This window comes from Flavobacterium sp. (genome assembly GCF_965277525.1).
In the GTDB taxonomy this organism is placed as follows: domain Bacteria; phylum Bacteroidota; class Bacteroidia; order Flavobacteriales; family Flavobacteriaceae; genus Flavobacterium.
Genome location: NZ_CBDIDC010000001.1, coordinates 315037 through 341205, shown reverse-complemented (window position 1 = coordinate 341205; position 26169 = coordinate 315037). Strand labels below are relative to the sequence as shown.

General features: G+C 31.9%; 22 protein-coding genes and 1 other RNA gene. 21 read left to right on the top strand and 2 right to left on the bottom strand.

Translation table 11 applies throughout. The annotated features are described in order from the left end of the window. Positions 1-43 precede the first annotated feature (43 nt). The 21 genes from ACQY44_RS01415 (at position 44) to ACQY44_RS01315 (ending at position 24276) form a co-directional block, all read left to right on the top strand. Entirely contained in the window at positions 44-1138 is a 1095-nt protein-coding gene (locus ACQY44_RS01415; RefSeq protein ID WP_428228635.1) for an endo-1,4-beta-xylanase, read from the top strand. 116 nt (positions 1139-1254) lie between these two features. Then, the gene (locus ACQY44_RS01410) at positions 1255-3513 is read left to right on the top strand and encodes a glycoside hydrolase family 3 N-terminal domain-containing protein (RefSeq protein ID WP_428228634.1); all 2259 of its coding nucleotides are present in this window, start codon (positions 1255-1257) and stop codon (positions 3511-3513) included. A gap of 45 nt (positions 3514-3558) precedes the next feature. Continuing rightward, positions 3559-4458 carry a PKD domain-containing protein gene (locus ACQY44_RS01405; protein WP_428228632.1) on the top strand — a complete coding sequence of 300 codons (900 nt, stop codon included), beginning with the start codon at positions 3559-3561 and terminating at the stop codon, positions 4456-4458. A gap of 200 nt (positions 4459-4658) precedes the next feature. Next, positions 4659-6068 (top strand): hypothetical protein, encoded by a 1410-nt coding sequence (locus tag ACQY44_RS01400; RefSeq protein ID WP_428228631.1) that lies wholly within the window; start codon positions 4659-4661, stop codon positions 6066-6068. Between the two features lie 252 nt (positions 6069-6320). Then, on the top strand, positions 6321-8123 hold the full coding sequence (locus ACQY44_RS01395; RefSeq protein ID WP_428228630.1) for a glycoside hydrolase family 2 protein: 1803 nt from the start codon (positions 6321-6323) through the stop codon (positions 8121-8123). Positions 8124-8631: 508 nt separating this feature from the next. Next, positions 8632-9885, top strand: coding sequence for a tyrosine-type recombinase/integrase (locus ACQY44_RS01390; protein ID WP_428228629.1), 1254 nt, complete (start codon positions 8632-8634; stop codon positions 9883-9885). A gap of 1 nt (position 9886) precedes the next feature. Further along, a complete protein-coding gene (locus tag ACQY44_RS01385; RefSeq protein ID WP_428228628.1) occupies positions 9887-10552 on the top strand; it encodes a hypothetical protein in 666 nt (221 codons plus the stop codon). 104 nt (positions 10553-10656) lie between these two features. Next, entirely contained in the window at positions 10657-10935 is a 279-nt protein-coding gene (locus tag ACQY44_RS01380; protein ID WP_428228627.1) for a helix-turn-helix domain-containing protein, read from the top strand. Between the two features lie 80 nt (positions 10936-11015). After that, the gene (locus tag ACQY44_RS01375; protein WP_428228626.1) at positions 11016-12242 is read left to right on the top strand and encodes a primase-helicase family protein; all 1227 of its coding nucleotides are present in this window, start codon (positions 11016-11018) and stop codon (positions 12240-12242) included. 271 nt (positions 12243-12513) lie between these two features. After that, positions 12514-13446: a toprim domain-containing protein gene (locus tag ACQY44_RS01370; RefSeq protein ID WP_428228625.1), complete on the top strand. Its 933-nt coding sequence runs from the start codon at positions 12514-12516 to the stop codon at positions 13444-13446. Positions 13447-13569: 123 nt separating this feature from the next. Continuing rightward, a complete protein-coding gene (locus ACQY44_RS01365) occupies positions 13570-13947 on the top strand; it encodes a plasmid mobilization protein (protein ID WP_428228624.1) in 378 nt (125 codons plus the stop codon). Further along, positions 13944-14963: a relaxase/mobilization nuclease domain-containing protein gene (locus ACQY44_RS01360; RefSeq protein ID WP_428228623.1), complete on the top strand. Its 1020-nt coding sequence runs from the start codon at positions 13944-13946 to the stop codon at positions 14961-14963. The genes ACQY44_RS01365 and ACQY44_RS01360 overlap by 4 nt, the downstream gene beginning before the upstream one ends. A gap of 19 nt (positions 14964-14982) precedes the next feature. Then, on the top strand, positions 14983-15534 hold the full coding sequence (locus ACQY44_RS01355) for a hypothetical protein (protein WP_428228622.1): 552 nt from the start codon (positions 14983-14985) through the stop codon (positions 15532-15534). Positions 15535-16115: 581 nt separating this feature from the next. Further along, a complete protein-coding gene (locus ACQY44_RS01350; RefSeq protein ID WP_428228621.1) occupies positions 16116-18497 on the top strand; it encodes a TonB-dependent receptor domain-containing protein in 2382 nt (793 codons plus the stop codon). A gap of 88 nt (positions 18498-18585) precedes the next feature. Next, the gene (locus ACQY44_RS01345) at positions 18586-18732 is read left to right on the top strand and encodes a hypothetical protein (RefSeq protein ID WP_428228620.1); all 147 of its coding nucleotides are present in this window, start codon (positions 18586-18588) and stop codon (positions 18730-18732) included. Positions 18733-18789: 57 nt separating this feature from the next. Continuing rightward, positions 18790-19791: a grasp-with-spasm system ATP-grasp peptide maturase gene (gene gwsG, locus ACQY44_RS01340; RefSeq protein ID WP_428228619.1), complete on the top strand. Its 1002-nt coding sequence runs from the start codon at positions 18790-18792 to the stop codon at positions 19789-19791. After that, the gene (locus ACQY44_RS01335; protein WP_428228618.1) at positions 19772-19990 is read left to right on the top strand and encodes a hypothetical protein; all 219 of its coding nucleotides are present in this window, start codon (positions 19772-19774) and stop codon (positions 19988-19990) included. Before gwsG ends, ACQY44_RS01335 begins: the two co-directional genes overlap by 20 nt. Next, the gene (gwsS, locus tag ACQY44_RS01330) at positions 19980-21050 is read left to right on the top strand and encodes a grasp-with-spasm system SPASM domain peptide maturase (RefSeq protein ID WP_428228617.1); all 1071 of its coding nucleotides are present in this window, start codon (positions 19980-19982) and stop codon (positions 21048-21050) included. Before ACQY44_RS01335 ends, gwsS begins: the two co-directional genes overlap by 11 nt. Positions 21051-21053: 3 nt before the next feature. Next, a complete protein-coding gene (locus tag ACQY44_RS01325) occupies positions 21054-23270 on the top strand; it encodes a peptidase domain-containing ABC transporter (protein WP_428228616.1) in 2217 nt (738 codons plus the stop codon). Next, positions 23267-23437: a hypothetical protein gene (locus ACQY44_RS01320; protein WP_428228615.1), complete on the top strand. Its 171-nt coding sequence runs from the start codon at positions 23267-23269 to the stop codon at positions 23435-23437. The genes ACQY44_RS01325 and ACQY44_RS01320 overlap by 4 nt, the downstream gene beginning before the upstream one ends. 8 nt (positions 23438-23445) lie before the next feature. Continuing rightward, positions 23446-24276 carry a DUF6625 family protein gene (locus tag ACQY44_RS01315; RefSeq protein WP_428228614.1) on the top strand — a complete coding sequence of 277 codons (831 nt, stop codon included), beginning with the start codon at positions 23446-23448 and terminating at the stop codon, positions 24274-24276. 132 nt (positions 24277-24408) lie between these two features. On the opposite strand, the gene ssrA is transcribed toward ACQY44_RS01315, so the two are convergent. Then, positions 24409-24805: a transfer-messenger RNA gene (gene ssrA, locus ACQY44_RS01310) on the bottom strand. Positions 24806-24872: 67 nt separating this feature from the next. Next, the gene (locus tag ACQY44_RS01305; protein ID WP_428228785.1) at positions 24873-26075 is read right to left on the bottom strand and encodes a serine hydrolase domain-containing protein; all 1203 of its coding nucleotides are present in this window, start codon (positions 26073-26075) and stop codon (positions 24873-24875) included. Positions 26076-26169: the final 94 nt, after the last annotated feature.

The following is a 26169-nucleotide window of genomic DNA, read 5'->3' as shown; positions in this document are numbered from 1 at the left end:
TCAGATTCAGTTTTGGTTTCCAGATCAAATAAAAAATAACACGATGATAAAGAAACAATATATTTTAGGTCTATTAACCGTTTTGTTGTTTGCTTCTTGCAGCAACGACGAAAAAACAGTTTTTATTAACGTAGATGATGAAACTCCGGTTAATCCGAATCCTGTAACTCAGACTTTAAAAGAAAAAGCAAAGTTCAAAATTGGTGCAGCTGTTAAAATGAAAGATTTACAGGGAGAAGTCAATTATAAAAATGCAGTGCTGAAACATTACAGCCAGATTACTGCCGAATACGAAATGAAAATGGCCAGCATCTGGACTTCGGCCACAACTTACAATTATACTGCGGGCGATTATCTGGCCAGCTTTGCAAAAGACAATAATCTGGAAATTCACGGACATACCTTGGTTTGGTATGATTCATTTCCGGAATGGTTTAAAAATGCCAAATACGATTCTATTGCATTCGAAGCCAAAGTCAAAATTTATATTACCGATGTTGTAGGACATTACAAAGGGAAAGTAAAAAGCTGGGATGTGGTAAACGAGGTTTTTGCAGATGGCGGAGCTTTAAGAAATGAAGCCGTAATAAATCCGCTTTTTAAAGATCCGATTGGATTTTACGGAAGGTGTTTTAAATACGCAAAAGCAGCCGATCCTGATGCCAAATTATTCTACAATGATTACAGCGTTGTAATTGATGCAGGAAAAAGAGCCGCTATCAAAAAAATGGTAACAAGATTCAAAGCCAATGGAGTACCAATTGATGGTTTGGGAGATCAGTTTCATTACGCTACCGACACCAATCGACAAACCATGAAAACGGGTTTTACAGATCTGGCTTCAACGGGATTGTTAATTCATATTTCAGAATTGGACATTAAAGTAAATACAGGAAAATCAGATTCGTATGTCTTTAATGATGCTGAACAGCGAAAACAATCCGAAACCTATAAATACATTACCGCAATGTATGAAGAACTGCCTCAAAATCAAAAATTTGCCATTTCAACCTGGGGTGTAACCGATAAATATACGTGGCTGACAAGCTTCTGGCATTCAAAAGAATATCCATTGCTATTAGATGCTGATTATAACAAGAAACCGGCTTACCAAGGATTTTTAGACGGATTAAAATAAATATAGAGGGAATAGATGCAAGAAGTTAGAAGCAAGATTGCCAAGAAAATAAGCAAAACAGTTATAAAGTCTTTTCTCTTGCCTCTTGCTTCTAATCCTCTCTAAAAAAAGATCAAATGAAAAAAACAATTACAATACTGCTGCTTACTTTTTACTGTACTGCTGTCACAGCGCAAAAGAGCGTGGAGAAAAATGCGGCAGATAAAAAAATAGCCGGGCTTTTGTCGAAAATGACTCTTGAGGAAAAAATCGGACAGATGACTCAGATTACTTTAGGGACTTTTGAAGACAAAGGAAAGCCGGGTTTTAATACAACAAAATTGAATGAAGGAATCCAGAAATATCATATTGGTTCAGTATTAAATACACCATTCCCGTATGCACCAACAGTAAAAGGATGGCAGGATATTATGACAGCCATTCAAACGGCAAATAATAAAACAGGGCTTAAAATTCCGGTATTATATGGTATTGATGCCATACATGGCGCAAGTTATACGCAGGGAGCGACCTTGTTTCCGCAGCAAATTGGTATGGCAGCTACTTTTAATCCGGAAATCGTTAAAAAAGGAGCTGAAATCTCGGCTTATGAAACAAGAGCTTCTTCGATTCCGTGGGTGTTTTCTCCAGATTTAGATTTGCCGAGAAACCCGGCGTGGTCAAGAATTTGGGAATCTTTTGGAGAAGATGTGTACTTGTCTGCTAAAATGGGTGAAGCAATGGTAAACGGTTTTGAAGGTGGAAACATTGGTTCAAAATACCAAGTGGCTTCCTGCATGAAACATTTTATTGGTTACGGAAGCACAACCACAGGAAAAGACAGAACGCCAAGCATTATTCCCGAAAGAGTTTTAAGACAGTTTGATCTTCCTATTTATGAAGCAGCCATTAAAGCGGGCGCAAAAAGTGTCATGATTAGTTCAGGAGAAATAAACGGAACGCCGGTTCACGCCAGTAAATATCTGATTACAGATGTTCTAAAAAAAGAACTAGGTTTTCAGGGTGTTGTCGTAACCGACTGGAAAGATATCATTTACCTGCATACGCGCCATAAAGTAGCCGAAACCAATAGAGAAGCGGTAAAAATGGCTGTTTTGGCAGGCGTAGATATGAGTATGGTTCCCGAAGATTATTCGTTTTGCAATGATTTGTTAGACCTGGTAAACAAAGGCGAAATTCCAATGTCACGTATTGACGATGCCGTAAGCCGAATTCTAAAACTGAAAATCGAATTGAATTTGTTCGAAAATACAATTGCCGATGCAAAGCAATATCCAAAATTTGGTTCTTCAGAATTTATAAAAGAAGCCTATAATGCAGCTGCAGAATCGATCACTTTGCTAAAGAACAAAAATGCAATTCTGCCTTTAAGCAAAAACGAAAAAATTCTCGTAACCGGCCCAACGGCAAATAGTATGATTTCGTTAAACGGAGGATGGACGTACACTTGGCAGGGAGAAAAAACAGATGAAATTGCAGCAGACAAATTCACTATTCTCGAAGCGTTGCAGCAAAAAGCAGGAAAAGAAAATATCCTGTATACAAAAGGTGCTGATTTGGCTTTAGAAAACGAAGACGAAATCAACAAAGCCATTGCATTGGCAAAAGACGCTTCGAAGATTGTTTTGTGTTTAGGCGAAAAGAATTATACCGAAACACCAGGCGATATTACCAATTTGTATATCAGTGCTTCGCAGATCAAATTAGCACTGGCATTATCTAAACTAAACAAGCCTATTATTTTAGTTTTAAATGAAGGAAGACCTCGATTAATTAGTGATTTTGAGGACAAAATGGATGCCATTGTTCAATGTTATTTACCCGGAAATGAAGGAGGAAGGGCTTTGGCGGATATTTTGTACGGCGATGTAAATCCAAGCGGAAGATTGCCTTATAACTACCCGAGATATCCAAATTCATTAGAAAAATACAATCGAAAATATACAGAAAGTCTGGCCGATAATGAGCAGAATGACGACGCAAAATACCAAAGAAGTTATCAGCCTCAATTTGAATTTGGAACAGGTTTATCATATACCACTTTTACGTATTCAAATTTTCAATTCGATAAAAACGAAATTAATTCTAATGAAGAAATTACGGTAAGTGTTGATGTTAAAAATACAGGAAAACTGGCCGGAAAAGAAGCTGTTTTACTTTATCTAAGCGATTTATACGCCAGTATTACGCCCGAAGTAAAAGCCTTAAAACGTTTCGAGAAAATAGATCTTGCCCCAAACGAAACAAAAACGGTTCACTTTACTTTAAACCAAAAAGATTTGCAGTTTGTCAATAACGACTTAAAATGGATTTCGGAAAAAGGAACTTTTAAAATCCAGATAGGCAATCAGACGAAGCAGTTTGTATTGAAATAATTTTTACAGATTAACTAACTATTACTAACCAAAAATTTTGAAATCATGACTTTACAACTAAATCATATATCTAAATTAAAATACCTGTTTTTAGTTCTTTTCATAGGTTTACTTTCCTGTGAAAATGATGTGCGCGAAGTATATCTTTATAATAAAGGAAAGCTAGAAGCAACTTCGACAAACACTTCTGTTAAAGCAGGAGAAACGGTCACATATACCGATTCATCAACAAAAGTTCGTGCTGTAAAATGGACTTTTCAGGGCGGATCTCCAGGAGCCTCAATCGAGCGAAATGTGGAGGTAAAATATACTAAAGGAGGAACGTTTACAACGACTCTCGAAATCACTTTTGTTGATAATACAGTCGAAAAGAAAACATTTGCTGTTGAGGTCGAAGCTCCTGCAATTCCGCCAATTGTTATTCCGACTGACGCCCTTAAAATTTATTCTGACAATCCTGATTTTACCAAAACGGCCCCTGTTTTAAATTGGGTTTCAAGCAATCAGTTTGTAATTAAAGAAGTTGCTAATGATGGTTATGAAGGGGCGTATAGAAATTTTTCTCTTCCGGCAACACCACCTGCAACAGAAGCTAAATGGGCGATGGCAATTCTGTCGTTTGTAAATTTCACTGATATTTCATCTTACACTTATATTAATATGGCGGTAAGAACGACCAGCACCGGAAAAATCAGATTTAGAATGAAAGATGCCTCGAATACAGGATATGTAGAGTTCGATGCCACAAGCAATTTATACGGACTTAAAAGAGATGGAAGCTGGAATATGGTTAAGATTCCAATTGCTGAATATAAAAAACAGAATCCGGCATTAGACCTGACAAAAATCAAAGATATTTTGGTTTTAAGAAGCGTTGATCCTGAAGATGTAAGAGTTTTAAATAATTACGTTTTCGATTTCGATCATATTTATTTATCGAAATAATTTTTTAAACACATAGAGACATAGGTTTTTTAGATTTCAAGAAGAATATAAAAAAAAGAAACTAGTTTTCTCACACATAGATGAGCTATATGAATTTAAACTAGTGAAACGCCTTTTATACTCAAAGTAAATCTATGTTTCTATGTGTTAAAGTACTGTCCCAAAATTTCTTCAATTTCCAAATATTAAAAACTAATGTAATGAAGCATTTCCTTTATCTAATATTCTGTTTTACGAGCCTGATTTCCCTGCACGCACAGAATAATATAAAATACCAAAAAGTCGAAGCGAGACAAAATGCCTTAGACCCAAAATGGGTTTCGTATGAAGCCAAAACGATTGATAAACTTCCCGGTTTTAAAATAAAAAAACAAGAAGCGATTTCGATTTATGGCGGATCAAAAGCCTGGCAGAAAGAAGCAACAGGATTTTTTAGAACGCAAAAAATAGACAACAGATGGTGGATTATCGATCCCGAAGGTTATCCGTTTATTTATAAAGGAGTTGCCGTTTTTAATGCCGGACGTTCTGTAAATCAGCAAAAAGCATTTGATAAAAAATTCGGAAGTTCGGAAAATTGGTTAAAACAAGAATCAAAATTACTTCGCGATAACGGATTTAACGGAGTAGGAGCGTGGTCGAATACAGACTTAGTGAGAAAAGGAGAAAACCCTCTGGTTTATACCGTAATTATTTCGCCAATGGGTATGTATCATTCAGACCATATTAAAAAATATGGTGGAAAATACAAAGAAGCCAGCTGGCAGAATTACCGTTTTGATTTGGTTATGGTTTTTGATAAAGAGTTTGATGCCTATATCGAAAAAGCATTCAAAGACCTTTCTCAATATAAAAATGACAAGTATTTGATGGGTTATTTTACTGATAATGAGCTTCCTTGGTATAACGACGCATTAGATAAACATTTAACTTTATTGGCCAAAGATGAACAAGGATATATTGCGGCAAAAGAATGGTTCGATCAAAGGAAAGGTTTTAGCGCTTCAGCCTCAGATATTACGCAGGAAGATCGAATCGCGTTTACCGCTTTTTACTTTGAAACCTATATGAAAAAGGTAACCGTTGCACTTAAAAAAGCAGATCCCAATCATCTTTATTTAGGATGTCGTTTTAATCAGGATAAAGAGCAAGAATTAACTAATCCGGAGATTTTTAAGGTGGCCGGAAAGTACATGGATATCATTTCGATTAACCATTACAGAAAATGGGAACCGAGTCAGGATTTAATGAATAAATGGGGCGAATGGTCCGGAAAACCGTTTTTAATTACAGAATGGTACACCAAAGGAGAAGATTCCGGATTGCCGAATAATACAGGTGCAGGATGGTTGGTTCGAACTCAAAAAGAGAGAGGCCTTTTTTACCAGAATTTCACATTGGAATTGCTTAAAAATAAAAACTCGGTGGGCTGGCATTGGTTCAAATATATGGACAATGATCCGGAAGATTTAAGTACCGATTATTCAAACAGAGATTCGAATAAAGGTATTGTAAACAGCGCATTTGAACCGTATAAGCCTTTATTGAAAGAGATGAAAATAATCAATGAAAATGCGTTTGAATTGACACGCTATTTTGATAAACAATAAATATTAATTTTTTTAACGGAAGTAAGCGTAATCTTATCGAAATGAAATATTAAACGAAAACATTCTAATGAAAATGAATGCCCTAGCCCCGATAGAAGTGGAAATCCTTTTGTGTAATGAAATGTAGCAAAAGATTGGAACGGATAGCGGGATTAGCTCCTAAAAAAGATTAATAATATCATAGAAATTAGATTGATAAAAATGCGTATAAGGACAAGGATTTATAATTAAAAATAAAAAACAATTTTGACTATGAGAAAAATAATAATGCTGTGTTTTACTTTTCTGTTTTTTGGGAAAACGATGGCACAGGAAATTCCGTTACTATCCAATATTTCGGCTCGAAATAACATCAACTTAAACGGAAAATGGAGTTATATTGTAGATCCGCTCGAAAACGGATATTATGATTATCGGTTAATGCCGTTTAAAAACAACGGATTTTTCGAAAATAAAAAATTCAATACAACAGATTTAACCGAATATAATTTTGCAACGTCGGCAACGATGGATATTCCGTCTGACTGGAATAGTAAAGACGAAAGATTGTTTTTTTACGAAGGGACAGTTTGGTTTCAGAAAGACTTTAATTATAAAAAGAGTTCTCAAACCAAAGGTATTCTTCATTTTGGAGCAGTTAATTACGATGCAAAAGTATATGTAAACGGAAAATTAGCTGGAAGTCACGTAGGCGGCTATACGCCTTTTAATTTTGATGTAACCAATTTGCTTGTTGACGGAAATAATTTTGTGGTAGTAAAAGTGGACAACAAACGTCATAAAGATAATGTACCAACCGTAAACATGGACTGGTGGAATTACGGCGGAATCACCAGAGATGTTACTTTGGCTCAGGTTCCGAATACTTATATCGAAGATTATCTGTTTCAGTTGGATAAAAAAGACCGAACAAAAATTTCGGGCTGGATAAAGCTGAACAGTGAGACAGCAAATCAGTCGGTTTCGATTACAATTCCCGAATTAAAAATCAAAAAAAGCATCACAACAGATGCAAAGGGAATGGCCTATTTTGAAATTAAAACCAATCCCGTTTTGTGGACACCGGAAAAACCCAAATTATACGACGTAACCATTGACAAAACCGATGAAAGTATTGCTGATAAAATTGGTTTTAGAACGATTGAAACCAAAGGAAAAGAAATTCTGTTAAACGGAAAAAAGGTCTTTTTACGCGGTATCAGTATTCACGAAGAAGCACCGTTTAGATCTGGAAGAGCCTGGTCTACAGAAGATGCGGTTACTTTATTAACCTGGGCAAAAGAATTGGGCTGTAATTATGTTCGTTTGGCGCATTATCCGCATAACGAAAATATGGTAAAAGAAGCCGAAAAAATGGGATTGATGATTTGGTCTGAAGTTCCGGTATATTGGACCATTTCGTGGACAAATCCGGATACATACGCCAATGCCGAACGTCAGCTGCACGATATGATTTACAGAGATAAAAATCGCTGCGGAATCGTAATTTGGTCTATAGCAAACGAAACCCCGCATGGCGACGATAGAGATGTCTTTTTGAGTAAACTCGCTAAATATGCCCGTACGCAGGATAATTCACGTTTAATAAGTATGGCTATGGAAGTAACCAAGAGTCCAAATAATGTAAATACACTTCATGATAATATGAACGAATATGTAGACATTGTGAGTTTTAACCAATATTTAGGCTGGTACAGAGGAACAAACGAGTCTTGTAAAGACATGCAATGGATAATTCCGTATAACAAACCTGTTATCATCAGCGAATTTGGCGGTGAAGCGTTGCAAGGTTTACACGGAGACAAAACACAACGCTGGAACGAAGAATATCAAGAAGAATTGTATGTACAAAACACGCAAATGTTCAATCGTATAGAAGGTCTGGCAGGAGTTTCCCCTTGGATTTTAGTTGATTTTAGATCGCCACGCAGACAATTGCCTAATATTCAAGATTTCTTTAACCGCAAAGGCTTGATTTCAGATCAGGGAATTAAAAAGAAAGCTTTTTATGTAATGAAAGATTGGTATGCGCAAAAAGAAAAGGAATATAAATAAAGTTGGAATAAATTAGTTAGAAAAAATGCGGTTGTCTGAAAAGGCAACCGCATTTTTTTTCAATAAATAAATAAATAAGATTCTTATGTATTGGAGTGGTAGATTTTCAAATACAGCAGAGCATAACAAATTGTTTGTGAGGCGTTGCTCAGGCTAATGCTTTTTTTAACTTACTGTTTTGTAATTGATTACGGTGTTCGATTCCCGCAGACTTCATTTTTGTGTACAATACTTTCTATAATTCAAAAAAGAATATTTGTTAAAAGAATAAGAATTGAAGTGATTGAAAGATTTAAAAACGAATGTTTTTTGAGAATTAAATAAAAAAGGAAGGTGTTCTACACCTTCCTTTTTGTGGAGTCGCCGACTATAGCGCTAATTATATCAGAGTTGGTTGTTAATAATTGATTATCAATAAGAAACGCTTGTTTTGTAGTAATTCTTATATTTGTTATAACTAAGTTTTTATAACTAAATATGGCATTATTGTCAACTAAATTGTCAACTGATGAAATACACTTTTAATCTTAAAGAGCCGAAGAGTGATAAAGAAACTTTGATTTTATTTTCATGCTATTTTAAAAATGAGAATAAGAAATTTGTCTTTTCAACTGGTGAGAAAATAATGCCTGAAAATTGGGATTTTGAAAATAGATTCCCTTTTGTAAATGGGAAAAAGAAATCAAAATTTGTTCAAAGTATAAGACTTCAGATGAATCGATACTCTGATTTATTTCTTGAAACAGAAAGCTTGTATAAAAGAATAAATGAACCTTTTACTTCGAAGAATTTAAAAAAAATTTTTGACGAAGAGTTTAAAAAAGCTCCGTCCGGGAAAAATGCATTTTTTGATGCGTATGATGAGTTTACTGCCGAAAAGGAAAAAGGCAAAGAATGGTCTGCGTCAACAATCAAAAGGTATAAAAATATAAAGAATATTCTAGAAAAATTTGAAGCGGCTAGAAAATTCAAATTGACATTTAGTAAGATCGATGAAACATTTCATCGTGAATTCACTGCCTATTGTATGGATGATTTAAAGCATATTAATAATACTTATGCTAGAAATCTAGGGCTTTTCAAAACCTTTATGTTTTGGGCTAGGAAAAATAAATTCACTTATAATGATAGTTTTACAGAATTTAAAAAAGTTGAGAGAGTAATTACAAATCAAATTGCATTAACAATTGATGATTTGAATAAGTTGATGCAACACGAATTTGAAAGTGAAAAGCTAGGGAAAGTTCGTGATGTTTTTGTCTTTGCTTGTGTAACTGGTATGCGTTTTGGTGAATTATCTTTGATAAGAAGAAGTAATGTAACTAATGATTTTATTTTATTAAAAGAAAATAAAGATGAAACTAAAGAAACCAGGGAGATACCTTTAACCAATATTTCTAGATATATTTTATTAAAATATGATTATAAACTGCCTTTAATTGCCAATCAAAAACAGAATAAATATATAAAAGAAGTATTTCAGGAGATGGAATACAATAATAAAGTTCAAAAAGTTACAACTAAAGGGAAAGAAAATATTAAAGAAGAAATGTTCTTCTACAATAGAATAAGTACCCATACAGCAAGACGAACTTTTATTACTATGATGAAAAGACAAGGTAAAAGTGATAAATTAATTGCATCTATAACTGGACACAACGATATGAAAACTTTGAATCAATATTATCAGATTAGTGAACCAGAGAAAAAAGAAGCCATGGATGAAGTTTTTAATGTTGAATTGAAATTGAAAATCGTTTAGTATGGATTTTAAAAAGAAATATTTTAAAAAGAAATCAGAATTTATTGATTTAAAGCCTCTTGATAATAAGAATACTAATAGTGAAATTAAATTAGGTGTAGTTATTCTTATTATGGTTTTTCTTTTTTTGATTGCTTTTTATTTTTTCGAAAATGTTTTTCTGAAATCAGAAGGAATATTTAGACTAGTTGCTATAGGAATAACGTTTTCGGCAGCAATTATGGTTGTTTTATATTTTCGTCTTTTGATTGATAAGACTGATAAGAGGAATAAAATAAATTCAGCAATAGTAAATTATGATTTTTTAAATGATGAAAATAATACAATAGAAGTTCGCTTTAAAGATTTTTTTAAAGATGAATTGTGTTATTTGAATTTTAAAAATAATGCCATTAAAATTGGATTAATTGACCAAAATTGTAAGTGGTTGTATAAAGAAAAAGAAATTTTATACTTCGCTTTATTGTTTTCTAAGTTAAAAGAGAATAATTATTTTAAAAACACAATTGAAAACAAAAATTTTTGTGAGGTTTCTAGCCAATTTTTAGATATTAAAATTAATTCAACGATGCTAACAAAATATGATCTTTCCAAGGAAAATAATCTAATTAAAGCACATCATGAAAAATATTATGAAAATGATTATTCCATTTTTAACCAAATATAATTCAACTCATTTTCAATTGAATTCAATTGAAGATATTGAATACAAATAAATTATAATTAATATGATTAAGTTATAAAATTGTAAAAAATTAAATCTACAATTTTATGCAAAATCCATTTGAAACAATTCAATCAGAATTGAAAGAGCTAAAAAGTTTAGTTGCACAACTTCTTACTAAACCAGAGAAAGATTTATCGAATAACATGTATACTGTCAAAGAAGCGGCAGAACTCTTGCATGTGGATCGCCAGACCATTAGAAACCACATTGAAAAGGGTAATATTAAGGCTTCTTCTATTGGGAGAAGAATTTTAATAAATCACGAAGAGTTATTTGACTCTCTTAATGAAGTAAAATCCCTGAAATATAAAAGACAAGTATAGAAAGCACCATTTCTATACTTGTTTTTTTATTATCTAACCTATTGTATACACTATATATACAATAAAAAACATTGCACAAAATGGAAGAAAAATATTTACGAGTAGGAACTTCCTATTTCAAAATTATAGATAAACCTTTAATTTCTGGTGATAAAGTAAAAGTAATGGTTCGATGGAATCGGGAAACAATCATTTCAGATCATGGAAAATCATTTTTGAACGACATATCCAAATTAGATGGATTTTGCTGTATTCCTAATCATTTTGGTTACGAGCAAATTGTAGATGATTTTTATAATACCTATCATGAACTCCCTAGCCAACCGATCGCTAAGGATTTTTCAATTCATGAACTCGAAAAATTGATTCCGAATTCATTGCAATTTATTCAACATATTTTTGGAGACCAAAGAGAGTTAGGCTTGGACTATATAAAACTTTTATATGAAAAACCTACTCAAACATTGCCAATTCTTTGTTTAGTAAGCAAAGAACGATCGACAGGAAAAAGCTCTTTTATAAAGTGGTTGAAGGCAATTTTTGGAATGAATATGACTTACATAAAAGGCGATTCATTTGGTTCACAGTTTAATTCTGATTGGGCGAGTATGTTACTTGTAGCCATTGATGAAGTCTTTTTTGATAAAAAAGAAATTACAGAACGTTTAAAATACCTTTCTACGACGGACAAAGATAAAGTAGAAGCAAAAGGAAAGGATAGACAAGAAATTGAATTCTTTGCAAAATTTATTCTTTGTTCTAATAATGAAGATAATTTTATTCAAATAGATGAAGAAGAAATCCGTTTTTGGATTCGTAAAATTCGCACTATAAATACAGAAGACGTATTCTTTCTTAAAAAACTGAACAAAGAAATTCCGTATTTCTTAAAGTACCTGCAAATGAGAAATTATTTTTCCGAGCAAAAAACCAGAATGTGGTTTAAACCCGAACAGATTATGACCGCTTCCTTGTTAAAGCTTGTAAATCGAAATAAAGAAGAAATTCTGATGCTTGAATTGATACATGAGTGTTTTGAAAAAATGGAAGAGGATGAGTTGAAATTGGCTCCTAATGATATTTTCATTCTACTGAGGAGGCAAAATAATAGAATAAATATTTCTGCTAATGAAATAAGAAATATTCTGAAACGATGGGGTTTTACTCCTGAAGATAATACGAAGTCTTATTGTGGAATTGAATTATTGTCGCATGGCGAATATGTAAAAGTAGATCGAAGAGGACGTTTTTATACTATCAAAAAGATTTTGTTTTATAAAATATTTGATGCTTTGATGCAAAATTAGTATAAAGTCTTGTAATTGAGCTAAAGAGATCTGCATCAAAGCTTGCATCAAACTAAAAAACAATCTTTTTTGATGCAAAACTGATGCAGGGCAAAAATAAAGTGATGCAATGATGCGGCTATTGATGCAGTGTAATGTTAGTATAATCAATGGATTAGGTGGAATCTGCATCAAAACATCAAAAAAAGAAAAAGTTATAATTCTTTTTTTCATTAGCAAATGAACAGACTTGTACCAAATCAAGTAGAAGGTTTATTAAAAAAAAACAATTATGGAAAAGTTCACTTGTAAAATTGCAAATCAAATTGATTTAGTCAATTATCTTGAAATATTAGGGCATGAGCCATCAAAAATAAAAAATCAGGATCATTGGTATCTATCGCCACTTAGAAATGAAAACACACCCTCTTTTAAAGTGAATCAGAAATTAAATTTATGGTATGACCATGGATTGGGCAAGGGAGGGAATGTAGTTGATTTTGGGATTGAATATTTTAGATGCACTGTTTCGGAATTTTTACAGCTTTTAAATGGCAGTAGTATTTCCTCTGGTATAAGTTTATCACTTAAGAATGACAATCGACAGTATCCAAATCCAAAAATTGCAGATGAAAAGAAAGGTAACCTCACTGATAAAATTGTCATTGTTGACGTACACACATTGGAAAATAGGGTGTTGATGTCTTATTTAGATAACAGAAGCATTTCACAAGAGATCGCAAGGCAACATTGTAAAGAGGTTGATTTTTGTTTAAATAATCGAAAGCATACTGCAATCGGATTTGAAAATATTTCAGGAGGATACGAACTCCGAAATGAATATTTTAAAGGCAGCAGCTCACCAAAAGATATCACATTCATAGATACCCAAGCAAAATCAGTAGTCGTTTTTGAAGGCTTTTTTGACTACCTCTCTTATAAAATGATGAATCAAAAATCGGTTAACCTACAAACAAATTTCCTGATACTTAATTCACTGTCTTTTTTTAAGAAGTCTCTGCAATTAATGGAAAAACACGAGAGAGTAGATCTCTATTTAGACAGAGATACGGGAGGTATAAAATGTACTAATGAAGTCCTGCAAAGAGACTCTATAAAATATATTGACCAAAGTTTTTTATACGATCAAAAAAAAGATTTAAACCAGTGGCTCAATGAGCCAAGACAAATCAAGAAGAGCCAAAATTTTAGGCGATCTATATAACGTCCGAGTGGTAGCCAGCTATGTTTTGGTAAAACCAAAACGCTGGCTCCCCTCATGCTGCCGCATTCGTTGAGAGGGATTTTTTTCATGCATCCGCATTCAAAAAATAAATGATAAAAGACTATGGAAGAGAAAGAAATAAAAAAGAACAGAGGGGGTAGACCAAAAAAGGTAATAAAGAGAGACCAACTGATGGCGATTAAATGTACACTCTACGAGCGTAAAATAATTGAATCCAAAGCTAAAAAAGTAAATCTTACCGTTTCTGAATACCTTCGTGAAATCGGACTCATGGCAAGGATTGATTACAGAAATAAAGTCCTTCCGAAAGAGATTCTAAGCTTTACCGGAGTGCTTAACCACATGGCGGCAAACCTGAACCAAATAGCGAAAAAGAGAAATAGTAACGATGAATTAAGTCCGCTTGAACGAGCAGAGTTAAAAGTACAGTCAGGTCAGGTTAAAGATCTTGCTGTCCAAATTAAAAAATTTATGTCATGATAGGTCATGTAAGTATAGGTCGCTCTTTTTACCACTGCATCAGCTACTGCCTGGAAGATAAAAGGGAATTATCTGAAAAGAAAAAACTTGCACTGGCAATGCAAGACCATTTGCAGCATAAAGGGCGTGCGGAAGTATTGGAATACAATAAATGTTTTGGTAACAAGTATGAGCTTACAGAGCAGTTTAAGGATGTCAGAAAATTAAGCAGGCGTGTTGAAAAACCAATGTTGCACCTGACCTTACGTTTAGCTCCAGAAGACACATTGACTAAAGAACAATTGAGAGAGATTGGAAGAGAATGCGCTAAGGAGTTTGGTATAGCAGACAACCAATACATTTGCGTACTACATAAGGATACCAAAGAGCAGCATATTCATATAGTAGCCAATCGAGTAGGTTTTAATGGTAAGGTTGCCAATGATAGCAATAGCTACAAACGCATGTCTGAACTTTGTCGTCGTCTTGAAAAAAAATATAGTCTTCAAGAAGTATTAAGTCCAAGAGTATTCCTATCTTCTAAAGATAGGTTATTGCCTCGCCATGATAGTAGAAAAGAAAAACTAAAAACAGATATCCAACAGACATTAAAGTATGCCGGTTCTTATTTAGTTTTTGAAAGACAGATGCAAAATTTAGGATATAAAGTTCTTAAAAGTAGGGGGATTTCTTTTATAGATGATAAAAAAGTAAAAATAAAAGGGAGTGAAGTTGGTTTTTCTTTGACAAAAATTGAAAAGATATTACGTCAGAAAAAACAGCTTGCAATAAAAAATGCAGGAGAAGTGAAAAATCGTAATAAAGACAGTCTTTCAATATCCAATTCTTTCAATACTGGTATGCAGAATGAAGAAAAGCAAAGCTATAACTCAGGTAGGACAGGAGGGGAAGTTGTTAAAGAGATTTTAGGGGTTACAGCTCAACTAATGAATTTTGAATATGAACCGGATTATATTGATCCTGAATTACAGAAAATCCCCAAAAAGAAGAAAAATAAGCCATCATTAAGGAGATAATATTTTAAAAAATAGTAATATGGAAACAAATGTAAACAAAGATCATATAGAACGAGAGGCATTACAATTAGTACTGGAGGAATTTACAGAGGAACAGAAAACAAACAATCAGCATATTGAGATGCTTATTATTGCGTTTAATAACGTAGCCAATAAAATGGATACATTTATTAAGGATCATAAAGTAGAAAAAAATGTTTCAGAACCATTGGATGTTAAATTAGTAGAGGCTATTCTGCAAAAAGGTTTTCTTGATATAAAATATATGATTGGCAGACAACCGAAAAGTATCATTAGGAAATTTCAGATTTTGTTATTTCCTGAACAGGATGCGAAACTATTTTATAAAATTGTTTTTGGTAGATGGTTTTTATGGCTTGTTATAATGGTAGCTCTAAGCAATCTTTACAACTGGGGAATACATTATAGTGATAATAGCAAAGAAATTGAAATGCAACAAATTCAAAACGATAGGATAAGAAAAGCTTGGGAATATATGTATACTACTAATAATAAAGAAACTAAAAAACTTATGAAAAAAGCGTATATAAATTCAATGGAAAATAAATGATTGTTGAAAATTTGTAAAATAATTTCTTTCGTTTCATGGCGTTTTTGATAGTGTCTAAAAATAGTTTTTACTGTTTTTAACAACTGTATCTTTAATTATTATTTCTGACAATAAATCATTTTTTTATACTCGAACTTTTCTTTTTAGAACTTTACTGATATTAATTCTATATATAGTTTCGCTCTTTGTATTAAAATAAAAGCAATGCAGTCTATATTCAAATCTACAATCTCCACATCGATACTACATCATTACTACATCAACTGATATTTTTTTCACACAAAAAGATTACATAAACTATTATTATTATGTGATTTAAGTAGTATTTTGTCTTTAGTGAATTTTCTCACAAGTATTTTTTTTGTCGCAGAAGACCTGCAATTACATACATTTGAAATTGTAAAACTTTAATAGATTTTTATTTACAAATAGAAATGGTTTTGTTTTTTCAGTGTTTTGCTTTTTGTGTTATTTATATTAATAAATTAAGACTTGTCTGTGTTTTATAAGCTTAATATTTTTAATTATGTGTATTACAAAATGTTCACTTGAATTGGTCATAAAAAAGTATATAATATTTCATGAATAAAAGAGGTGTTTTAAGTCTAATTGTACTGTTTATTTTTCCAGTGTTTTTATTTGCACAGGTAGAGGTAAGTGGTAAAATTGTTGATCAAAATGGCAAAACATTAGAATTAATGGAAATTCTTATGTTGAGTAGTGATTCAACAGCAGTAAAAAGTGTCCACAGCAACAGTAACGGTGAATTTACTCTAATTATTGACAAAGGTGAATATCTTTTCCAGGTAAAACGATTGGGTAATGTTTTATGGAAAGAAAAACTTAATATAAGTGGTGATCTAAAAATAGGATCTATAATGGTTAATCTAAGTGAAAATCAATTATCGGAAGTAATAATAAGAAGCAAAAGGAAGCTTTTTGAAACAAAAGTAGATCGTGTGGTTTATAATATATCCAATGACGCTTTCAACAAAGGTTCAAATTTAACGGATGCTCTAAAAAGGATTCCAAGATTAAATGTAGAAAATGATGTAATTAAAATAATAGGCAAAACCGGTAATGTAAAATTCTTAATTGATGGAAGAATTCAAAATCTGTCTGATGAGGCTTTAAAAGCTAAAATACGTGGTTTAAGAACAGAACAAGTTGCAAAAGTAGAAATAATAGCCACACCCCCTTCTCGATATAGTGCTGAAGGAAACGGAGGTATGATTAATATTATATTAAAGAAAGACGAAAATCAGGGACTGCAGGGAAATGTTAATAGTGGTGCGGGTGTTCAGTTTGAAAAATTATCCACCGACGCAGGTGCTAATTTGAATTATAAATTGAAAGGGCTTGATGCTTCTTTAATTTTAAATCACAGTGATTCAAACGGTAGCAATGTAAATCGCTTAACGTATGATTTCGGAAAATCTATTACTACAACCGATTTAACGCCAGATTTTAATTCTAAAAATACTGCGTTGAATATGGTTTTACAATATAAAATAAACTCAAAAATCAATATAGGTAGTACACTGGATTTTGGAAAACGAAATGGTCAGATATATTCTCCTAGTACAACACGTTATTACAATAATGTTTTACAAAAAAATGATTCGCTACTATATTCTAAGAATATAAACTATAATAGTAATAAAAGCCAGGCAATTTCAATTTTTTCTGATTATGTTTTGGACAGTATTGGTAAAAAGATTAGTTTAATTTACAATTATTCATTTAATGAAAACTTATCCAATGCAGATAACACTGCTAAAATAGATAACGGTATTGAATTACACAATAGTGCATTTACAAATATGGGCTCCAATCGTTATCAAATTAATGGAGGTCTTTTAGATTTTGAATTGCCTTTTAAGTTTGGAAGAATTGAAACTGGTGCTGCGTACACTGATATTAGTAATAGTACGTCTATATATTATTATGATGAACAAAACATACTAGATCCTACTAGAAGCAGTCAATTTGAGTACAGCGAGAGGACTTCTGCAGCTTACCTTTCCTTTCAGAGAGATGAAAGCAAAAAATGGGGATATAAATTAGGTTTGAGAGTTGAGGATACCCGCACAAAAGGATTTTCTCCAACATTATCTATTACAAACAAAAATCATTACAGTAAATTATTTCCAACATTATTTGTTAGTTATAATCCAAACGATACTAATGCAATTAATCTTTCTTATTCTAAGAGATTGGATAGACCAAGTTTTTATGATTTAAATCCTTTCAGATATTATACAAACCCTTACAATTACATAGCTGGAAATCCACAATTGTTACCTATATATACCAATGCATTAGAGGTAAGTTATACTTTTAAAAATAATTTGAATATAATCGCATATGGCAATTATATTACAAATGGACTAAGTTATTTAACGCAAATTAACTCAGATAATTCATATGTTGTTCATCCTGCGAATAATTTTACGCAAAAAAAAATTGGACTCATTAGTAGCTATACATGGCAGATTTTAAAATGGAATTCTTTGTATATCGCTGCAGACTGTTATTATACTGATTTAGTCTCAAAGAAAAATATACAGGGAATTAGTGGTTATGGAGGAAGTTTTTCGTTCAGGAATTCCATACAGCTAAATAAATCGCAAACCAGTCTTTTAGAATTTGATTATGCAAATTATCTACCTTCAAAGGCACAATACAGTGATTTTACAAGTAAAAACCAAGCCCGATTTGGGATTAATTTTAAACAGCTTTTTCTTGATAATGATTTGGTGCTTAATTTAATGATAACTGATCTTTTTAGACAAAACATTGGGAGATCTGAAAAACAGTATGACACCTTTCATTACTCACAATATAATGATGTTCATAATAAAGGAGTCTATTTTTCACTCAGCTACAATTTTGGTAACAAGAAAGTCCCGGGAATATATAAAGATACCAAAAACAAAGAGAAGTACCGGGTTAGTAAATAAATTGATTATAATTAGCTAAATATAGTTGGGAAGAGGTATAAAGCCCAAGAAAAGAAGACAAAGTATTAACCATGTAAAATAACAAGCTATGAAACTTACTAAATTTTCAATGCAGAAAATGTCTGTTGCAGAAATGACTGCAATTAAGGCTGGTTCGGGATCTTCGGATTGTGGTGGAAGCACTACCACATGTACAGGAACAGATCACGACAAAGGTCCTAGTGACTGGGATTAAGGTTTTTATAGTTAGGGCAAAATGCCCTAACTATTTTAATTTTTTAACACTATTAGTATGATATTAATCTTTACAATTCAATATGATTTTTCCAGTACTTCTATTGTTCAATTACTGACTTTAATGGGACATAGCGTCGTACGAATTAACGCTGATGATTCTGTTCATAAGTTTGAGAGAATAGGTAGTGATGGATCGATATACTTTAAAAATACGATTACGAATGAAAGCATTAATTTGAGTAAAGTCACAGCATGCTGGTGGAGAAGGACTGGGATATCGCAAAACCATTTTTTTAGTGGAGAAAAAGAGTTCAATATTAATCAAAGTGAGTTAACATTCCTAAAAGAAAAAAAAATCGATTATTTCTTTGATGAATTCATGAGTTTAAAAGAATATATTTTCAACTCTCTATATCGAACAACTGAGATAAATTTAGGAAAGCCTCTATTTAATCTTAATCGATTGTTAGTTTTGGATGTAGCAAGAAGAAATAATCTTAAGGTTCCTGACTATGAAGTGATTATAAATGGAGAGCAATTACTAGCAACTAAGCAAAGTTTGGGAAGATCAGTAACCAAGGCAATTTCAAATGGTGTTCAATGGGAAAGTGAGAATTGCAGGTTCTATACTTATACAGAATTGATAGAGGATGACTTTTACGAAAGAAGTGTCAATACTAATTTTTTTCCTTCATTGGTAACAGGATTAATAGAAAAGGAATTAGAAATTAGGACGTTTTACATTGATGGAAGTTTTTTTTCTATGGCGATATTCTCGCAATCTGATAAAAAAACATCAATTGATTTTCGTAAGTATACCAATAATAGAAATGAACCTTATAAATTGCCTTTTGATGTAGAAGAAAAGTTAAAAAATATTTTTACAGATCTGGAATTAAACTGTGGCTCTGCTGATTTAATACTTGATAAAAACGGCGAATATATATTTTTAGAAATTAATCCTGTGGGTCAGTATGCCATGACATCATTACCGTGTAATTATAATTTAGACAAAAAAATCGCCAATTATTTAATAAATGGAAATATCAGAAATTAATTTAACAACAGCTGAATTACAAAACACACCATTGTTTTTACATCGTATTTTTTACAATCAATTAACAACATGGGAGGAAGAAAAAAAGAATTATCACTTTGATAATTTTTCACAAACCAGTTTACATAGAGCATCGTACTCTAAAAGAGAAATTTCTAAAACTATCAATCATAAAATATTTGATTTAAATGAAAAGTGAATTGTTTTTTATATTATCGTCTTCTTGTAAGGTTGTAAAAGGCTATTCGCGAAGCGTAATAATTGATTATTTAAGAGGAAATTTATATTTTATATCACACCAGTATCATGATCTGATAGAAAAACTTGACAGGAATCAAATAGTAAAAATAGCCAACGATCTGGAAGATGAGGAATCAATTGTTTACTTTAATGATTTTCTTTCGTTTGTTTTAGAAAATGAATTGGCTTTTCTGGTTAAGGATGTAGAACTTTATCCTAAAGTAAGTGAAGAAGTTGATGATGATTTTACATTATTGCAGGATGTGATAATAGAAATAGATGAAAATTTATTTAATAAAAATCATTTTGTTGCTTTATGTCATGACTTAACTACTTTGCACTGTAAAGATTTTCAAATTCGATTATTGTCCAGCTTCAATACTGAATTTCTGAATGAAATTATTTTGCTCATTAATGAAACAAATTGCAATTATCTTGAAATTCATTGTAGTTACAATGAAGAAACAACTAGAGAATCTTTAGATAAATTTATTGAAGAGCATTGTATATTAAGTAGAATCTTTATTTATGATGCTCCAAATATTTCAAAGCACGAAGTGGTTAATGAAATTCAAGGACACTATCCTATAAGTCTAGGCGAAATAATGTATATAAATTACTCTTTTGATAATGGTAATTGTTGTGGTATCATTAATTATGAAAGTTTAAATTTTACAAGCTTTTATATGCACAACAAGCTTAAATCAAAAAATGGTTGTTTGGATAAAAAGATTAGTATAGACCGCTATGGAAATATTAAAAATTGCCCATCCATTAAAAATGAATATGGAAATATTCAAAATGATTCGATAATAGAAGTACTGAAAAATGATTTGTTTACAAAATATTGGAATATAAACAAAGATCAAATTACGACTTGTAAAGTTTGTGAGTTCCGATATAACTGTACTGATTGTCGTGCATTTGTCGAAGATTCAAATGATATTTATAGTAAGCCCTCAAAATGTAGTTATAATCCAATAACTTGTATTTGGGAAGATGAGGCAGTTATCAATTAATTTATGACTATTTTTAATTCTTTTCCTTTTGTAGCACAACATGATGCTATGGATTGCGGTCCGGCATGCTTAGCAATGATCTCGAAGTTTTATGGCAAACCACATTCCTTACAGTATTTGCGAGATGTTTCTTTTCTAACAAGAGAGGGGGTGAGTCTCACTGGTTTAAATGAAGCTGCCGAAAATATTGGTTTAGAATCAATGGGAGTAAAAATTACACTTTCTAAACTGCTAGCTGAAAAGCCATTTCCTTGTATTATTTTTTGGAATAATGCACATTTTGTTGTCTTGTATGGTGTGAAAAAGAAGGTTTTTAGCAGAAAAAGAATCTTTAGAATTGCTGACCCAGCAAAAGGATATATTAATATATCGGAGAAAGCTTTTTTACAGTGTTGGAGCAATAATGCAGATGAAGGAGTTGCTTTTTTGGTTTATCCAACCGAGAAGTTTTATAAAACGGAACTAAAGGAAACAGAGAGACATCAAATAAAATATCTTTTAGCATATTTAAATCCATATAAGAAGGAACTTTTGCAGCTATTTTTTAGTTTGGCAATTGGAAGCAGTTTGACGTTGATATTTCCTTTTTTGACAGCATCATTAATAGATAAAGGTGTAAATCAAAAAAGTTTAAATATTGTATTTGTCATACTTTTGGCTCAAATATTTTTATTTGTAGGATCCGTAATTATTGAAATAGTTAGAAATTGGCTTGTAATATATATTGGAGCTAGAATCAATATAGCTATTATTTCAGATTTTTTTAAGAAAATAATGAGGCTGCCATTGCGTTTTTTTGACACCAAATTTTTAGGTGATTTTTATCAGAGAATTCAAGACCATTCACGAATCGAGCATTTTTTGACTTCACAAAGTTTAACCACTTTTTTTTCACTGATTAATTTTCTGATTTTCTTTATAGTTCTCTTACGCTATGATTATAAAATTTTAATAGTTTATGTAACATTAACTTTAGTGGCAGTTTTTTGGTCTCGTATCTTTTTAAAAAATAGAGAACGACTTGATTATTTTAGATTCAAATCAAATGCGCTTAATCAACAAGCGATAAATGAAATGATTTATGGAATCCAGGAAATTAAATTAAACAATTTTGAAAGCTATAAAATTAATGAGTGGGAGAAAGTGCAGGTAGAAGTTTTTGATGTTAATTTAAAAATTTTAAAATTAGATCAGTTACAGCTTACAGGTTTTGATTTTATTAATCAATTAAAGAATATTATTGTTACCTACTTGGCCGCAAGAGAGGTCGTGTTAGGTAATATTACCTTGGGGACTATGTTAAGTATATCCTATATAATAGGGCAAATGAATTCGCCCGTAAATCAGTTGATTGTCTTCTTTAGGTCATTGCAAGATGCACAATTAAGCATGCTTCGTTTAACTGAGGTCCAGAATCACAAAGAGGAAGAGGAGAAAGGACAAAAAAAAATAAAATTCAAAAGCGGCCAAATTGGCAAAGGTGGGATAAATATTAGCAATTTAAATTTCCAATTTGAAGGACCACATTCACCTTTTGTTTTAAAAAATATAAACTTAAATATTCCTGCCGGTAAAACTACTGCTATCGTGGGGGCAAGTGGTGGAGGTAAAACTACTTTAATGAAATTGTTATTGCTTTTTTATGAACCAACTAATGGAGCAATAAAAATCAACCAATATGATTTATCGAAAATCTCGCCCTTAAGCTGGAGAAAAAATTGCGGCGTAGTTATGCAAGATGGGTACATCTTTGCAGATACTATTGAACGTAATATTGCGACTCAAGACATTAATATTGACAAAGAAAAATTCGCAAACGCAATTAAAATTGCCAATATTGGTGATTTTATAGAATCTTTACCACTAAAAGAAAAAACTGTTATTGGATCGACTGGTAATGGTATATCGGGAGGGCAAAGGCAGCGAATTTTATTAGCCAGAGCTGTATATAAAGAGCCACAATATGTGTTTTTTGATGAGGCAACAAGCGCATTAGATACAGAAAATGAAAAAATAATACACGATCATCTAGGAGATTTTTTCAAGGATAAGACCGTGGTGATTATTGCACATAGGTTAAGCACCGTAAGGCATGCAGATCAGATAGTGGTTCTCAAAGAAGGAGAAATTATGGAAATAGGAAATCATAAGAGTTTATTAAAACAAAAGGGGACCTATTATAATTTGGTTAAAAATCAACTAAACCTTGATAAGATATGAGTGATTTAGACGTTGATGAAAAATTAAATAAAAATAAATTTTTTCTTATAAAAAATGCCATTGTAATTAATATTTTGGTTGTTTTTGCTCTAGTTATAATGTTATACTTATTGAAAATAGAAAAAGAATCAATTCTCGAACTAATATTTAAATATTATTTAAACTAATATTTCTAATGAAAAAGAAAACTAGTATTGCCATGTTAATTTGTTATGTTGGAAAACTACCGTGGTATTTTGATTATTTTGCCCATTCTTGCAGATATAATTTAGATATTCATTTTTTTATTATTACAGATGATCAATCTTATAGTAAGGAAGTTCCCGAAAATATTCATTTTATATACAAAACACTTGCAGAAATAAATGGAATTGCTACAAGTAAATTAGGTTTTAGAACTAATATTAAGTCTGGTTATAAGTTATGTGACTTTAAACCTGTGTATGGGCTCTTATTTTCAGAATTAATTGAAGAATATGATTTTTGGGGTCATGGGGACTTAGATATTATATTTGGTGATATTCGAAAGTTTATGACTGAGGATATTCTGGCCAGTCATGATTTAATAGCTGTCAGAGATGATTATTTGACAGGATATTTTTTATTGTTTAGAAACAATAACCAAATGAGACTTCTCTTTACCAATAGTAAAGATTATAAAAAAGTATTTTCTGATGAGAAACATTATTGTTTTGATGAAACTAATTTTAGTTTTACAGATTTTGCAAATGAATTACATTATTCAGAAGTAAAAAGTGAAGTTGAAAGTATGACTCATGTTGTAAAACAGCTACATGAGAAGAAGTTGATAAATGCCTATTTCGATTTTCATGTAATTGAAGGGGCTTATGGTAAATTGTCATGGGAAAAAGGTGTTTTGATGTATAATAATAAATATGAGGCAATGCTTTATCATTTGATTTTGTTAAAAACGATCTATAAACCAAAAAGAAAAATTAAAATTATCCCAGACAGTTTTAAAATTAGTAAAACTAGAATTTATTAGTGTTTGATTTAAGCCACACTATAATTAATGTTCATTTATAGGTTAGTGAAAGTTTTTTATTAACAATGAAATATCAACTAAATTGTCAACTAAAAAATAAAAAGCCTGTAAACATTGAGTTTACAGGCTTTTTTGTGGAGTCGCCGAGAATCGAACTCGGGTCCAAACAAGCAACTAAAGAGCTTTCTACACGTTTATTTCCTGATTGGATTTTCGTTGTTAAGCTAGGTCAGGAACAACCACTCAACACTTATCTTCGTAATTTCGATCTCCACCCGAAGCTCATGGAAATCTAGGTTTATTTTTACGGTTCTCCTGGACTGACCGCCACAAACCAAGGCTTTCAAGGAGAATCCAGCTTTCCTATCTGATAGGAACGTGGCTTAATCTTACTATAATTCGGATTATGCAGCTAAAGCGTAGTTATTTTCGCCGTGTAAAATTGTAAGATCTTATATTTACGAGCAAGGTCTCAATGCTCGACGTGCTTACTTTTCAATTCGACTTGCTGTCAAAACCAGTCGACCCCAAAAATGAGTTTGCAAATTTATACTATTTGAAGTTAGTTTTGTAATAAATTTTAGAGAAAAATAATATTATTCTTCATCTTTAAAATTAAACGGGTAATCGCCAAAAATTGGAGCCAGTTTACGAACCGCATAAGTGTTTCGCGTCATTTTGTTTGATAAAGCAATAATAGTAACATGCTCTTTCATTAAGGGAATATAGGATGAGGTATTACCATGCCACCAACCATTATGGAAGTAATAATTCTGCCCGGTTTCCCAATTGATCATTCTGATTCCTAAACCGTAATTTTTTGTACCTTTTCTTTCATTACTATAACCCGTATAAACTTGTTTTAAAAGTTCCGGTTTCAAAAAGCCCGGAGCATTTCTGGCGCGGTCAAATTTTAAAAGATCTCTTGCGGTCGAAAATACGTTTTTGTCTCCATACACATTATCCAGATAATCAAAACCAATTTCTACACCATTACCTTTATAAGAAGGTACAATCTTTTTTCTGTCTTTATCATCATCAAAAACATAGGTGTGTGTCATTCCCAGAGGTTTGAAAATCATTTGAGACATGGCTTCTTTATATTTTAACCCTGTAATTTTTTCAATAATAAGCGCAAGCATGGCATAATTGGTATTGCAATAACTAAAACGTGTTCCGGTTTTTGATTCTAATCCAATGTCTTTTGTTGCTAAGATATCTAGAATATCTTTATTAGTAAGTTGATTGTGTCTGTCCCAAACCGATTTATCTCTGTCTGTAAAATAAGCATAGTTACGCATTCCGCTGCGGTGGCTTAATAACATTCTTACAGTACAATCAGGATATGGGAAAGTTTTTAAAATCGTATTTACCTTTTGGTCTAAATCAATTTTACCGGCATTAACCAATTTTAAAACTGCTGTTGCAGTTAGGACTTTGCTGACAGAAGCAATCTGCACGGGAGTTTCTGCCGTAATCTTCGTTCCTTCATTTTTATTGGCAAAACCATTATAGCGTTCAAAAATAATCTGACCGTTTTTTGCCACTAAAAAACTTCCGTTCATACTATTGTTGGGCCAGTTTTTTGCATAAAAATGATTTATTCTTCCTGCGACTGAATTAATATAGGCTTGCGAAACTTTAGGTTCAGGACCTAATGGTTTCATTTTAGGTAAAGTATCTTCGACTTCTGCTGTTGTATCTGTTTGTGTTTTTTTGTCTTTACCGCAAGAGGTTAAAACTAGTATTGAGAAAAGTATTTGTGGTATATTTGTTTTTTTAAGGAGGCTCATTTTCATCATTCTTTAAAAACAAATATATAGAATTCAATATTTATGTTTTGTCTTTTTTTACTGTTTAAAAAGATAATTTTAACAAAATATTAAGACGTAG